This is a genomic window from Actinokineospora globicatena (assembly GCF_024171945.1).
In the GTDB taxonomy this organism is placed as follows: domain Bacteria; phylum Actinomycetota; class Actinomycetes; order Mycobacteriales; family Pseudonocardiaceae; genus Actinokineospora; species Actinokineospora globicatena.
On record NZ_JAMTCR010000002.1, the window covers coordinates 1320567 to 1334202 of the forward strand.

The 13636-nt window shown below is 71.6% G+C and carries 12 protein-coding genes and 1 pseudogene; 4 read left to right on the forward strand and 9 right to left on the reverse strand.

Going from position 1 to position 13636, the window contains the following annotated elements:
• Window positions 1-2: 2 nt before the first annotated feature.
• The 3 genes from LV79_RS06345 to LV79_RS06355 form a co-directional block, all read right to left on the reverse strand.
• Window positions 3-2093, reverse strand: coding sequence for an NB-ARC domain-containing protein (locus tag LV79_RS06345; RefSeq protein WP_253832979.1), 2091 nt, complete (start codon window positions 2091-2093; stop codon window positions 3-5).
• A 185-nt stretch (window positions 2094-2278) separates the two neighbouring features.
• Window positions 2279-2794, reverse strand: a complete 516-nt coding sequence (locus LV79_RS06350) for an OsmC family protein (protein WP_253832981.1) — start codon at window positions 2792-2794, stop codon at window positions 2279-2281.
• 65 nt (window positions 2795-2859) lie between these two features.
• Window positions 2860-6315, reverse strand: coding sequence for an indolepyruvate ferredoxin oxidoreductase family protein (locus tag LV79_RS06355; protein WP_253832983.1), 3456 nt, complete (start codon window positions 6313-6315; stop codon window positions 2860-2862).
• 138 nt (window positions 6316-6453) lie between these two features.
• On the opposite strand from LV79_RS06355, the gene LV79_RS06360 reads away from it, so the two are divergent.
• From LV79_RS06360 to LV79_RS06370, 3 genes are all read left to right on the forward strand, one after another.
• The gene (locus tag LV79_RS06360; protein ID WP_253832986.1) at window positions 6454-6933 is read left to right on the forward strand and encodes an Lrp/AsnC family transcriptional regulator; all 480 of its coding nucleotides are present in this window, start codon (window positions 6454-6456) and stop codon (window positions 6931-6933) included.
• Window positions 6934-7041: 108 nt separating this feature from the next.
• Entirely contained in the window at window positions 7042-7593 is a 552-nt protein-coding gene (locus LV79_RS06365) for a hypothetical protein (protein ID WP_253832988.1), read from the forward strand.
• A 34-nt stretch (window positions 7594-7627) separates the two neighbouring features.
• A complete protein-coding gene (locus tag LV79_RS06370; protein WP_253832990.1) occupies window positions 7628-8368 on the forward strand; it encodes a maleylpyruvate isomerase family mycothiol-dependent enzyme in 741 nt (246 codons plus the stop codon).
• 10 nt (window positions 8369-8378) lie between these two features.
• Here the strand turns inward: LV79_RS06370 and LV79_RS06375 are convergent, their stop codons facing one another.
• The 4 genes from LV79_RS06375 to LV79_RS06390 all read right to left on the reverse strand — a co-directional run bounded on the left by LV79_RS06375 (window position 8379) and on the right by LV79_RS06390 (window position 11459).
• The gene (locus LV79_RS06375) at window positions 8379-9725 is read right to left on the reverse strand and encodes a sensor histidine kinase (protein WP_253832992.1); all 1347 of its coding nucleotides are present in this window, start codon (window positions 9723-9725) and stop codon (window positions 8379-8381) included.
• A gap of 490 nt (window positions 9726-10215) precedes the next feature.
• Window positions 10216-10902 carry a response regulator transcription factor gene (locus LV79_RS06380; protein WP_253832994.1) on the reverse strand — a complete coding sequence of 229 codons (687 nt, stop codon included), beginning with the start codon at window positions 10900-10902 and terminating at the stop codon, window positions 10216-10218.
• Between the two features lie 12 nt (window positions 10903-10914).
• The gene (locus tag LV79_RS06385) at window positions 10915-11076 is read right to left on the reverse strand and encodes a hypothetical protein (protein ID WP_253832996.1); all 162 of its coding nucleotides are present in this window, start codon (window positions 11074-11076) and stop codon (window positions 10915-10917) included.
• Complete coding sequence (locus LV79_RS06390) at window positions 11076-11459, reverse strand: hypothetical protein (protein ID WP_253832998.1); 384 nt, start codon at window positions 11457-11459, stop codon at window positions 11076-11078. The genes LV79_RS06385 and LV79_RS06390 overlap by 1 nt, the downstream gene beginning before the upstream one ends.
• 129 nt (window positions 11460-11588) lie before the next feature.
• Between LV79_RS06390 and LV79_RS06395 the strand changes: the two are divergent.
• A pseudogene (locus LV79_RS06395) lies at window positions 11589-12587 on the forward strand (MFS transporter); the annotation flags it as partial.
• A 108-nt stretch (window positions 12588-12695) separates the two neighbouring features.
• On the opposite strand, the gene LV79_RS34345 reads toward LV79_RS06395, so the two are convergent.
• Both LV79_RS34345 and LV79_RS06405 read right to left on the reverse strand, forming a co-directional pair.
• Window positions 12696-13283 (reverse strand): DUF5134 domain-containing protein, encoded by a 588-nt coding sequence (locus LV79_RS34345; protein ID WP_253833000.1) that lies wholly within the window; start codon window positions 13281-13283, stop codon window positions 12696-12698.
• Between the two features lie 20 nt (window positions 13284-13303).
• Entirely contained in the window at window positions 13304-13531 is a 228-nt protein-coding gene (locus tag LV79_RS06405) for a hypothetical protein (RefSeq protein ID WP_253833002.1), read from the reverse strand.
• Window positions 13532-13636: the final 105 nt, after the last annotated feature.

The following is a 13636-nucleotide window of genomic DNA, read 5'->3' on the forward strand; positions in this document are numbered from 1 at the left end:
GGTCAGGCCTCGCCCACCACGGGCGGGGCCTGACCTGGGTGGCGCAGTGCGAACGCCAGGTTCGCGTGCTGCTGCCGCGCGGCCGCCTCGCCGCGGGCACTGGCGGCTTGAGCCAGAGCCTCATGCGTCGCGGCCGCGTCTTGGCGCGCCTGGTACTGGGTGAACACGGCCAGTGCGGTGGTCAGCGGCTCCATCGCACCAGCGTGATCACCGAGGGCGAGTCGGGCGCGGCCCAGCTCGCGGCGGGCCCGCGCTGAGTTGTACGGGTCGGGTTCGGCCAGCCCGTCCAGCACGGTGTTCGCCTCAGTCAGGTGGCTCAGCGCCGCTGCCGGTGCTCCAGCCGCGATCTCGCTGGCACCGAGATCCGTCAAGAGCACGCCGGTGGTACGAGGTGAGGCGAAGTCCCGCAGTGTCTCCAAGGCTGTGGTGAACTCAGTGGTCGCCGCTTGGTGCGCGCCGCGCACGTGGTGCAGCAGGCCAAGGCTCTTGTGGGCGCTGGCCAAAGCGCGCTGATCGCCACGGGTCTCAGCATCGAGCAGGGATGTCTTGATCTCTTCTTCCGCGCTGTCGTACCGCCCGGTCTCGGTGTAGAGGCGAGCCAGTCGCCTGCGCGTCTTCGCCGCCAGAGAGGCATCGCCGAGCGTCTCCGCGGCTGACTTGGTGATGGTGCAGACCTCGATGGCGGCGGCGAACTGCTTGCTCACCGCGAAGGCGGGTTGCATGGCGTGGCCGAGCAGGTAGACCGACGCGGGCCAGCCCTGGTCGAGGCAGGTGCGCATCACCACGACGATGTCGTTGCGGACGCGTTCCACCCACTCGACCGCCCGGGTGTGGTCGTGCACGGCGTCGGGTAGGGCGACCGCCACCGCCTCCGGCCAGCGGGGTTGTGGGCGGTTCGGCATCAGCGCGGAGCTGACCGCCCTGGTCGCGGCGATGTACCAGTCCACCACGCGGCGCTGCACTGTGGCGGCGTCGTCGCGGGTGGCGGCGATCGCCTTGGCGTGCACGTGGACGAGGTCGTGCGGGCGGTACCAGCCCTCGTCGAGGGCGTCGACGAGCCCGGCGTCGACGAGGTCGTCGATGGCGTCGGCCGCGTCGTCGGCGGTCGTGTCCGTCGTCCAGGCCAGCAGCTCCGGGACGACCAGGCCGGGACTGAGCCCGATGGCCCGGTACGCCGCTGCTGTGCGGGTCGGTAGGCCTTGGTAAGCGAGGTCGAAGGTTGCGCGCACGGAGAAATCCTCCTCGCTGGAGAGCACTTCGAGCCGTCGTTGCTTGTCCCGCAACCGGTCAACCATCCAAGCGAGTGAACGCCTCGGTCGAGCGGCGATGAGGGCCGCCGCCACGCACAGCGCGATCGGGAGGCCGCCGCACATCCGGGTCAGCAGCGCCGCGTTCGGCCGCTCCGCCGCGACCCGGTCGGCGCCGACATAAGCGGCGAGCAGCCGCAGTGACCGGTCCTGGTCGAGCGGCTCGACCTTGACGGTGACGGCCCCGGTGGCGACCAGCGCGATCAGCTGCCGCCTGCTGGTCACCACGACCAGGCTCTCCGGCGCGGCCGGGACCAGCACCCTGGCCTGTGCGGCGGAGGTGGCGTCGTCGAGCAGCACGGCCAGCCGCCTGCCCGCCGTCAGCGACCGGTAGAGCGACGCTCGGTCGGCCAACGACGACGGGATCGACTCGGCGGGGATGCCCAACGCGCGCAGGAACCCGCCGAGGACGTCCTCGACCGGTACCGGCTCGCCGGTGGGCTGGGTGAGTTCGGCGAACAGCTGCCCGTCCGGGTAGCGGGCGCTGATCGTCGCCAACCACCACAGGGCCAGCGCCGTCTTGCCGACCCCGCCGACACCGCGCAGCACCACGACCCTCGGCGCGGTCGACGACGAGCCGCTGACCGTCTCGTCGAGCTCGGTCTGCTCCCGGGGCCGGTCGACGAAGTGCGGTGGCGGCGGGTGCAACTGCCTCGGCACGATGGCGGTCGGCGCGGAGGTGAGGTAGACGTCGCCGTGGATGTGTCCTGCTTGGACGGTGGGACCACCGACAGCACCGGCGATGGTGTTCCCGGTCTCGGGTCTGTCGTCTTCCCGCCGTCCCATCCAGCCCCCCGGCTTTCAACGGAACTCCGCGCACCGAGCCTAACGCAGCGGGTTCGCGCTCCGGGGTCGTTCTGGAGTGACATCCTCCGGCTGTTCCAGTGCCATCCGGGTGGTCGCGTTCACTCGGGGGAGTGGTTTGCTGCCCCTGCCCCGAACCCAACCGCCGACTGGGTGATTCCCGTGGTTCAGGCCAGTTCGACCGACACCGGCACCGCGTTGCCCAGGGTGTGCCCGACCGGGGAGGACGCGATCACCCGCTGGGGCAGCGCCACGATGTCCTCGGCGGGCGCGGGCGAGGCGATGCGCACCTTCGCGGTGATCGAGTCGAACCCGGCGTGGCCCTGCTTGAGCCCGAGGAACACGTGCAGGTCGATGTCGCCGCGCAGGTCGATGGCCACGGAGTCCAGCGGGATGCCCGCCACGGTGGCGTTGGCCGCGTAGCCGACCGCCAGGCAGTTGCCCAGCGCGCTCAGCAGTTGCTCGACCGGGTTGGGCGCGGTGTCCTGGCCGCCGAGCGCGGGCGGCTCGTCCGACGCGGTCTCGGCGAAGGCGCGGACCCTGGCCGTCGACTGGAACCCGCCCCGCCAGGTGACGTGCGACGCCCAGGTCGTCTTGGCCTTCGCGCTGTCCTCGGTGATCGCGGCGACCAGCGCGCCGACCGCTTCGATGTTGACGTCGTTGAGCCGGGTTTCCACCGTCATCGTCACTCCTGCCCTAGGGGACAACAGATTCCGACGGCGGGGGACCCGGCGCAACCGCGACCGCGCTATGAGACGGTGGGCCTTGCGGTTGACACGGTCCCGGTCCACGTCGACCCGGTGCCGCCCAGCCGGGAAACCAAGTCCGCCAACCGTTCGCGATAAATCTCCACGTTGGCCAGCTTGATCTCCTCGTAGCCGCGCACGACGTCGGGCAGCGAGGCGATCTCGACCGCGAGCTCGTACTGGTCCACAGCGGACACCAACCTGGGCACCAGCGACACGTACTCGGCGACCAGTTCCCGCTCCACCTTGCGCAGGTGCGCGTGGCCGAACGGGTCGACCGCCGTGCCCCGCAGCCGCCGCATCGCCCGCAGCACCCCGAACGCCGGTCGGGCCGTGCGCTTGAGGGTGATCTTGCGGCGCATGCCCATCGCCCGCAGCACCGGCGGGTGCAGCGCGAACCCGACCTGGGTGCCCGCGCCGAACTTCGCCTCGACCTCGGCCTGCGCGGCCAGGTGCAGCCGGGCGACCTCGTACTCGTCCTTGTAGGCCATCAGCTTGAACAGGTTCCGCGCGACCGCCTCCGACAGCGTGGTCGGCAGACCTGCCGCCCGCTCGGCGTCCGCCACCCGCCGCACGACCCCGAGGTAGCGCTGGGCGTAGGCCTCGTCCTGGTAGGCCACCAGCTCCGGCAGCCGCACGTCGAGCAGCCTGCGCAGCTCGCCGGTGAAGCCCTCCGCGAGCGGGGACGACGGCACCTCGGCGGTGGTCGAGCCGTCCAGCCAGGACGGGTCGAGCACGGCCTTGCGGCCCGCGCGGAACGCCTGGGTCGTGGTGGCCACCCCGACGCCGTTGATCTCGATGGCCTTCTCGATCGCCTCGGCGGTCAGCGGCAGCACCCCGAGCTGGTAGGCCGCGCCGATCACCAGGAAGTTGGCCGCCGCGGTGCCGCCGAAGAGGCGCTCGGCCAGCTCCAGGGCGTCGAAGGCGCGCAGGTCCTTGGTCTTGGCGGCGATCTTGGGCACCAGGTCGCCTGGGAAGGCGACGGTGTGGTCGACGACCATCCGGCCAGTCGGCACCTGGGCGGTCGAGACCACCGCGACCGTGCGCTCCGGCGCGCACCGGGACAGGTTGGGCTCCGTGGTGGCGGCCAGCGGGTCGAACACCAGGTAGCCGTCGGCCGCGCCAGCCGGGACCAGGCCGGGCAGCTCGTCGCGCACCGGCGAGATCCGCAGGTGCGACACCACCGCGCCCGCCTTCTGGCTCAGCCCGGTCTGGTCGAGCGCCCGCGCGTCCAGCCCGCTGATCAGCGCGGCCGTGGCCAGCACCTGGTTCGCGGTGACCACGCCGGTGCCGCCGATGCCGACCATCACCAGCGCCGCCGAACTCGGCCGGGACGCGGGCTCGGGCAGGTCAGCGGGCAGGTCGGTCTTGCTGGCTGGCTTCTTCTTGCCCTCACCGGGGACCACGGTCATGAACGACGGGCAGTCGCCGAGCAGGCAGGAGTAGTCCTTGTTGCACGAGGTCTGGTCGATCTGGGTCTTGCGGCCGAACTCGGTCTCCACCGGCTCGACGCTCAGGCAGTTGGACTTGCGCCCGCAGTCGCCGCAGCCCTCGCACACCGACTCGTTGATGTGCACCCGGGTGACCGGGTCCGGCGCCAGGCCCCGCTTGCGCTTGCGCCGCTTCTCCGCCGCGCACTCCTGGTCGTAGAGCACCACCGTGACGCCCGGGGTGTCGCGCAGCTCCTGCTGGACCTCGTCCAGGTCGTCGCGGTGGCGCACCTTGACCCCCGGCGCCCACGACGTGCCGCGCGGGTACTTGCGGGGGTTGTCGGTGACCACGACGGTCTTGGCGACGCCCTCCGCGTGCAGCATCCGGGTGACCGCGACCGGGTCGACCGAGCCGTCCGCGTGCTGGCCGCCGGTCATCGCCACGGCGGCGTTGTAGAGCAGCTTGAAGGTGATGTTCGTGCCCGCCGCGATGGCCTGGCGGACCGCGAGGCTGCCGGAGTGGAAGAAGGTGCCGTCGCCCAGGTTCTGGAAGAAGTGCGGGGTGTCGGTGAACCGGGCCGCGCCGACCCAGCTGACCCCCTCGCCGCCCATCTGGGTGAAGCCGACGCTGCGGTCCATGAAGGTGGTCAGCGCGTGGCAGCCGATGCCCGCGCCCGCCAGCGACCCGTCCGGGATCTCGGTCGACCGGTTGTGCGGGCAGCCGGAGCAGAAGAACGGCGTGCGGTTGACGACCGTCAGCGCGATCTGCGACCGGGTCGAGCGCTGCGGCAACCGCACGTGCTCGCGGCCGAGGCGCTCGGCGAGCAGCGGCCCGAGCACGGTGACCAGCCGGTCCGCCTCCAGGGCGCCGGTGACCGGGATGAGCGCCTTGCCGTCGGGCCCGCGCTTGCCGTAGACCCTCGGGCGCACGGCCCGGTCGAACAGGGCCTCCTTGACCAGCGTCTCGATGAACGCGCGCTTGTCCTCGACCACCACGACCTCGTCCAGGCCGTCGGCGAACCGGCCGAGGAGCTCCTGGTCGAGCGGGTGCACCATGCCCAGCCGCAGCAGCCGCACCCCGCGCCGCTCCAGCTCGCCCTCGGTCAGCCCCATGCGGCCGAGCGCGTCGCGCAGGCAGGCGTAGGTGTGGCCGGAGGCGATGATGCCCAGCCGGGCGTCGCGCACCGCGCCCTCGACCCGGTTGAGGCCGTTGGCCGCGCCGAACGCCACGGCGGCGGCGAGCCTGCCCTCCAGCACCTCCCGCTCCAGGGCCAGCGCCTCGGGGATGCCGACGCCCGCCTTGAAGGTCGGCTTCCACGGGCGGCCGTTCCACTCGAACTCCGGCACCGCGATCTCCGGCACCGCGCTGAGGTCGACCACCTCGTAGGCGTCGCCGATGGCGGTGACCACGGTGAACGCCGTCCACGCGCCGCTGAACCGGGACATCTCGAAGCCGAAGCGACCCAGCCGCAGCACGTCGGCCACGTCGACCGGGGCCAGCACCGGCATGTACGACTCGGCCAGTGCCATGGTCGAGTTCGACGGCAGCGACGACGACTTGCTCGCCGGGTCGTCCCCGGCCACCACCAGCACCCCGCCCTTGGGGGTGGTGCCCATCCAGGTGCCGTGCTTGAACGCGTCGACCGAGCGGTCCACGCCGGGGGCCTTGCCGTACCAGAGGCCGAAGACGCCCTCGAAGCGCGACCCTGGCAGCTGCGGGGCCAGCTGGGAGCCGTAGACGACGGTCGCGCCCAGCTCCTCGTTGACGCCGGGGATGAACTCGATGTCGTGCTCGGCGAGCAGCGCGGCGTTGCGGTCGAGGACCAGGTCCAGCCCGGCCAACGGCGACCCCCGGTAGCCCGACACCAGCCCGGCGGTCTTCCAGCCGCGGGCCTGGTCGGCGCGGTGCTGGTCGACCAGCAGCTTGCCCAGCGCCTGCACCCCGGTCAGCGCGCCGAGCCCGCTGACCCGGCTGACCACGTCGGCCGGTCGGTACTCGTTGGCCAGCTCGGGGAGCAACCCGGTCATCGCGTCCACACCTCTTCCGTGCGCCCTGCGCGCTTCCCGCAAGGAGACGGCTCACTATGAGCGCTGTGCAAGACTCCACGTCCAGAGTTGAGCGAATCGCTCAAAAGCGGGTCACTCGATAGTGGAAGGTTGCGCATCGTGGGCATCGTGAACCGACTCGACCTCAGGGTCATCCGGGAGCTTGTCGCGAACCCGCGGGTGGGCATCACCGAGCTGGCCGAACGGCTCGGCATCGCCCGCAACACCGCGCACGCCAGGGTCGGCCGGTTGGAGCGCCAGGGCGTGGTCGGCACCCGGGGGCGGGCGGTCGACTACACCCAACTCGGCGTGGAGGTGACCGCGTTCGTCACCGTGCAGGTCGCCCAGGGTCGGCTGGTGTCGGCGATCGAGGACCTGGCCGCGGTGCCGTTCGTGCTCGAGGCGCACGGCATCGCCGGGGACGGCGACCTGCTGGTGCGCGTCGCCGCCCGCAACACCCGGCACCTGCACGAGGTGATCAACGCGGTGCTCGCCTGCCGGGGCGTCATCCGCAGCACCACGGCGGTCGCGATGACCGAGCAGATCCCGTTCCGGGTCGCCCCGCTGCTCGACGCGGTGGAGCAGTCGCTCGCCGAGTGACCGGTGTCCCCTTTGGTCACAGCCGGATATCGTTCGGCTGTTCCCGGGCCGCTCGGTCGAGTCGCCGGAGTAGGTTTTCGAGCCACATCCGGCGAAGGGATTCCGCCTGTGGACCGTCTCCTGCTCGCGGCTTTCAGTTTTCCCGCAGTCATTTTCACGTTCCTCATCGTCGTGGTCGCCGGTTACTGGTTGTTGGTCGCGCTTGGAGTGTCCACAGTGGAGGCCGTCGGCGCCGCGGACCCGGAAGCCTTCGGCCTGGGGCGGGTTCCGCTCAGCGTGGCGCTGTCGATGGTGACGGTGCTCGCCTGGGGTGTGAGCATGCTCGGTGACGTGGTGCTCACCACCGCGGAACCGTCACCGCTGTTTCCCGGGGTGCTGATCCTGGTCGTCGCCCTTGCCGCCGCGCTAATCGGAACTCGATTCGCGATCCCGGTGCTGAACAAACTGCTGCCGGTTCGGCTCGACCTCGTGGGAACGGATTGCGTCGTGCGCACCGGGCGGGTCGACGGCAGTTTCGGTGCGGCCGAGGTGACCACCGTGGACGGTCGGACCGTTCTCGTCCAGGTGCGACAGTCCGGTGACCGACCACTGCGGACCGGTGCCAGGGCCCGCATCCAGGAGTACGACCGGCGCGGCGGCTTCTTCTGGATCACGGCGTAGGGCGGCTGTCGGTGGCCCGTGGTTGAGTCAGACCATGGATCACGCCACCTACCTGTCCCACGTGCGAGTGGAGAGCGCCCGGCTGCGCGCCGCCGCGGCGACCGCGCTGGACCGGCCCGTCCCCACCTGCCCCGGCTGGACCGGCGCCGACCTGCTCAACCACGTCGCCGAGGTCTACCTGGAGAAGGCCCAGATCATGCGGCTGGGCGCCTACCCGCAGCCGTGGCCGCCGGACCTGACCGGCACGGACCCGCTGGCGAACTTCGACGCCGCCACCACCGACATCCTCGCCGAGCTCGCGGGCCGCGACCCGGCCGACCACTCGCTGACCTGGTACGACCCGGACCAGACGGTGGGCTTCTGGCACCGGCGGATGGCCCACGAGGCCGTCATCCACCGCATCGACGCGGAGGAGGCCGCGGGCGTCGAGTCCGCCCCGGTGCCCGACGACCTGGCCACCGACGGCATCGACGAGGTCCTGATCACCTTCCTCGCTTTCGCGTCCGCCGCCTATCCCGGAGGATTCGACGGTGCGTTGGAGAACCTCGACGGTCGAACTGTCCGCATCGAGGCGGGCGCGTCATCCTGGTACGTGACCCTCGCCCCCGCGATCACGGTCGCCCCAAGCGGCACCGCGGACGCCACCCTCCGCTCCACCCCCGACCAGCTGCTCCGCTGGCTCTGGCGCCGCCCCACCACCGGCGACATCACGGTCGAAGGCGACCAGACCCTCGTCGCGACCCTTCACCACCTGCTCAAGTCCGCCACGCAGTAGCCGCCCGACATCACCGGGCGGCCAGGCGCACGGTGAACGCCGCCCCGCCTTCTGCCGCAGGCCCGGCCGTGATGGTGCCGCCCATCCTGGTGACCAGGCCGTGCACGAGGGCAAGGCCGATCCCGGTGCCCACGGGGCGGGTGGTCGCGTAGCGGGCGTTGAGCAGGCCGCGTTCGAAGGCGAGGTCGTACTCCTCCGGGGCCAGGCCTGGGCCGCCGTCGCGGACCTGCAGCACGGCGTGGTTGGCGTCGGCGGCCAGTGACAGCACGATGGGGCGACCCGCGGGCGTGACCCGGAGGGCGTTCTCGGCGAGCCCGTCCACCACCTGCCGCAGCCGTCGGGGGTCGGTTGTGACCACGACCGGACCGGTGGGGGACTCGATCGAGAACCGGACCCCGGCGGCGGCGCAGCGGGCCGACCACACCTGCGCGGACTCGGCGACCAGCGCGGTCAGGTCGACCGGCACCAGGTCGAGCCGGAAGTCGTCGGCGCCGAGCCGGGCGAGGTCGAGCAGGTCGCTGACCAGGCGGTCGAGCCGGTCGGCCTCTTGTTCGATGGTGCGCCCGGCCGAGGTGACCTGGTCGCCGGTGACCACACCGTCGGCCAGCGACTCGGCGAAGCCCTTGACGGCGGTCAGCGGGGTGCGGAGTTCGTGCGAGACCGACAGCAGGAACTCCCGTTGCCGGGCCTCGCTTCGCTGCAACGCGTCGGACAACGAGTTCACCGCCTCGGCGACGTCGGCCACCTCGCGGGGACCCTGGACCGGCGCCCGCAGATCGCGGCGACCGTGGGTCATCGAGTAGGCCACGGCCGCGGTGCGGGTCAGGGGTCTGGATAGGAGCCTCGCCAGCACCAGTCCAGCGCCCGCCGCCACGAGCAGACCGACAGCGAGCGCGAAGGCGATGTTGCGGACCAGTTTGCGCCCCGCGGCCTTCGACGTCTCCGCCTCCCGCACCAACGCGATCGCCCCGCGAGCGTCGGCAGGCCGCAACTCGACCAACAACGTCCGCTCCCCCACCTCGACCGCCTTGTGCTCCGGCCCGGTCACGTCCAACAACCCAGCCTGCCGAGCCACCTTCTCCGCGGTCGCGTCCCCGGACACCACCACCCCGTTCGGCCGCGCCTGCACCACAGCCACCCCCTGGCCGTTGAGCACCTCCACCATCCGCCGCAACCCGATCCGGTTGTCCGCGAACTGACTGGCGAACACATCAGCCTGATCCGACAACGTCTGCTGCGTAACCTCCCGAGCCGTCACCAACACCAACCGCGCCGAGATAACCCCACCGATCAGCGCCACCAACCCCGCCATAGCAACACTCAACGCGGTAACCCGAACCGCCAACGAGGCCCTCATCCGCACTCCTTCACTGACCCCCTCACTCACCCCTCGCACCCAACCACCCCCCGCCGTTCCCGCCAGCCCACATCACCACCGCCCCACCGTTCCCGACAGCCCACGCCGTCACTGCTCTGCCCCGTCTCCACCAGCCCGCCTCACCACACTCGCCACTGCCCCGGCGAGACCCGCGGCACCACTCGTGACACCAGTTGTGCTTGACGCCGACGGCAGCAAGGCAGGTCCCGAGTGTGGACCGTGTGCCGAGTGCTGGGAGGCGGGCTGGGATGGCGAGGTGAGGTTGGGGGCCATCTGTGGGTGGGGCTGAGTCTTGGCCGATTGGGTGCGGATTGGTGCTGGCTGGGCGCAGTGATGCTGGTGCTGGGTTGGTTGGATCGGCTGAGCGTGGTTGGGACCAGGTCGGCTGGGTGGTGCCGACTGGGGTGGGGTAATCGGCCAAAGCCAAGGCCAAGGCCAAGGCCAAGCAGGGCAGGGCCAAGGGCCGGACTCAGGTGGGGTCTGCGGCGTAGCCGATGCCTCGGACTGTGCGGATGGGGTTGGTGGGGCCTAGTTTGGCGCGGAGTTGGGCTATGTGGACGTCGACGGTGCGGGTGCCTGCGGCGGCGGTGTAGCCCCAGACCGCGCTGAGGAGTTGGGCGCGGTCGAAGACCTGGCCGGGGCGGCGCATCAGGTGGGCGAGCAGGTCGAACTCCGTGGTGGTCACCGGTACCTCCACGTCGTCGGTCCACACGCGGCGTTGGCCGAGGTCGAGTCGGGTGCCGCCCGCGCGCAGGACCTCGCCGACCACCGGGCCGCTCGCGCGGCGCAGGACCGTGCGGACCCTGGTGACGAGTTCGCGCGGGCTGAACGGCTTGGTGATGTAGTCGTCGGCGCCGAGTTCGAGGCCGAGGACGCGGTCCACCTCGTCGTCGCGGGCGGTGACGAACAGCACCGGGGTCCAGTCGTCGGCGGCCCGCATCCGGCGGCACACCTCGATCCCGTCCACCCCGGGCAGCCCGATGTCGAGCACCACCGCGACCGGCTTGAGCCGCTGGGTGGCCGCGATCGCGGCGAGGCCGTCGGTCTCGACGTGCACGCCGAAGCCGTCCCGGCGCAGGTAGAGGGTGACCAGGTCGGCGATGGCCGGGTCGTCCTCGACGACGAGCACCAGCCCGCGCCCGGGATCGGCTGTCATGCGCGCACCGTACTAGTCGCCCGCCAGTTCCGACTCGACATTGTCCAGTCTGGACTCGATGCCGCCCAGGTCCTGCTCGACCGACCCGGTGCCGCCGGGCGCGGGTGTGCTCCCGGTGTCCTGGCACGCCACGCAGCCCAGCAACATCGCGGCGGCAACGACGGCGCGGCGCATCACTTGGACCCGCAGTACTTGCCCTTGAACTCCTCGGCCCGCTGCTTGGCCTTGGTTAACTGGTCCACCCGACCCGCGCGCCGGTCGGCCTTCTCGCGCAGCAGGGTCGCGGAGGTCCCCCGGCCCGCCGCCTGCTCCTTGTCCGCCCGCGCCCGCAGCCACGCGGCCGACCCCTTGACCTCGGCGCCCCCGTTGATCCGCTCGACCAGCCTGCCCACCCGCTGCTCGATGCGCGGGATCCGCTTCTGGCAGATCGCGGTGACCTGCTCCGGGCTCAGCGTGATGGTGACCGGCGTGCTCGGCTGCGCGGCGGCGACTCCCGCCCCGGTGAGTCCGGTGCCGATGGTGATCGCCGCGATGATGACGGCTGACCTGGCTCGCATGGTGGTTCCTCCCTTGTGGTGACGAGGTCCAGGTTGCCGGGCGCTGGTTAAGGCCGTTGCCGGTGTGAGGTTCGGGTTGTGTAAGGACGGGCGTTGACGTCGATGTGAAGAAGCTTCAATACTGACCCGATGTCCTCCCGGTGGCCGGTCGTCGCCGCGTTCGCCGCCCTCGGGGTGGCCACGCAGGTGAGCTGGCTGACCTACGCCGCCACCACCACGGCCGCCGCCCGCCACTTCGGGGTGTCCGACCAGGCCGTCGGCTGGCTGGCGAACCTCTTCCCGCTGCTGTTCGTGGCCCTCGCCGTCCCGACCGGGATCGCCCTCGACCGCGCCCTGCGCCCCACCCTGGCCGTCGGCGCGCTGCTCATCGCTGCGGGCGCGGCGCTGCGGGTCGCCGAGGACGCCTACTGGGCCGCGCTGGTCGGGCAGACCCTGGCCGCCGTCGCCCAGCCGATCCTCGCCAACGCCATCACCCGGGTCGCCGCCGCCTACCTCGCCCCCGCGGACCGGCCACTCGGGATCGCGATCGGCGCGGGCGCCACCTACCTCGGCATGATCACCGCGATCGGCATCGGCACCGCCATCCCGGACGACATCCCCACCGTGGTCGCGATCGGTGCCGCCATCTCGATCGCCGCCGCCGTGGCCGGACTGCTCGCCCTGAGAGTGCCCCCGCCGCGACAACCCGAGTCCGAAGTGTCCCCGCTGAAGGTCTGGCGGGACCCGGGCGTGCCGGTGCTGGCCACCATCGTGTTCCTCGGCATGGGCATCTTCGTCGCGCTGGCGACCTGGTTGGAGCCGCTGCTGGCCCCGGCGGGCATCACCGCCGACACCTCCGGCCTGCTGTTGCTGGTCATGCTCGTCGCGGGCGTGGCCGGGTGCGTCCTCGTGCCACCGTTCGCCGCGCGCAAGGCACTCGAACCGAAGGCGCTGCAACTGACCGGTGTGGTCACGGCCCTGGCGTGCCTGCTGCTCGGGTTCCTCCCGATGGCCACCGGCGTCGCGGCGAGCGTGCCACTCGGGTTCCTGCTGCTGTCCGCGCTCCCGGTCGCCCTGGCGATGGTCGAGCGCGACGACCCGGGCAAGGCGGGCCCGATCACCTCGCTCATCTGGATGACGGGCAACGCGGGCGGGGTGGTCGTCTCGCTCGCCGTCGGCTTCCTGCTCGACACGCCCGGTCTGGCCTTCACCCTGCTTGCCGCCCTCGGTGTCGGGTCGGCCTGGTTGGCCGGGGAACTAGAGCATGACGAAGATGAGGTAGCCGGTCCCGAGAGCCATCACGAGCTGGCACGTGGCGGCGACGCGGCCATCGGCGAGCACACCGGTGCCCCCACCGCGAACGACGGCCGGTCCCAACCGGACGGCCTGGACGGCGAAGAACGCTACGAACGCCCAACCGAGCGCGGGTAGCGCCGCCGCGCCGGTGTGCGGCCCGGTCCACGCCGAGGACATCGAGTGCGCTGTGTGGGGGACCGCCAAGAGCATGTAGAGCATGCCGAGCCCGGCGACGGCGTGCTGCCAGTCATGTCCGTGCCAGCTGACCGGGGCACGACGACCACGCAGCAGGGTCGAACCGAGGAACCAGGCGGTCACCAGGGTGAACAGCGCCTGCCACCCGGCGGCGGGCAACGGGCCGCCGACCGGGGAGCACATCACCGCCATGCCCAGCGCCATGGTGGTGTGTGCGGTGTCCACCGCCCGGTGGCAGCCGGTGTAACCGGGCGCGGGCAGGCGCGCGGCGGCGACGAGCCGGGCAACGCCGTACCCGGCGATCGCGAGGAACGCCGTGGTGAGCACCCATCCGAGCCATACCGGGTCTGCCACAGTCCCCTGCTACCTGCCGCTCACCTGCCAGCCACCAGCACCTGGTCGACGACCCCGTTCTTCACGTCGTCGACCAGGTCGCTGAGCTGGCCGAGGCTCATCTGGATCCGCTGCCCGAAGTCGTCGGTGATCACCACGCGGCGCTCGTCCGGCGCGTCCGGGTCGATCCACAGTTCGGGACAGCCGCAGTTGCACTGCCCGCAGAACGTCGCGATGTGCTTCATGCCGTGCTCAGTGTTCCCGTTCATGCAAGTCACGGTCCCACCAGGGCCGACGGCGATCCAGACAGCAACCGAGCGACTACCGCGCGCACAAGTGGGACCCAGCGGTGACCGGCTGTGTCCACCGCGTGA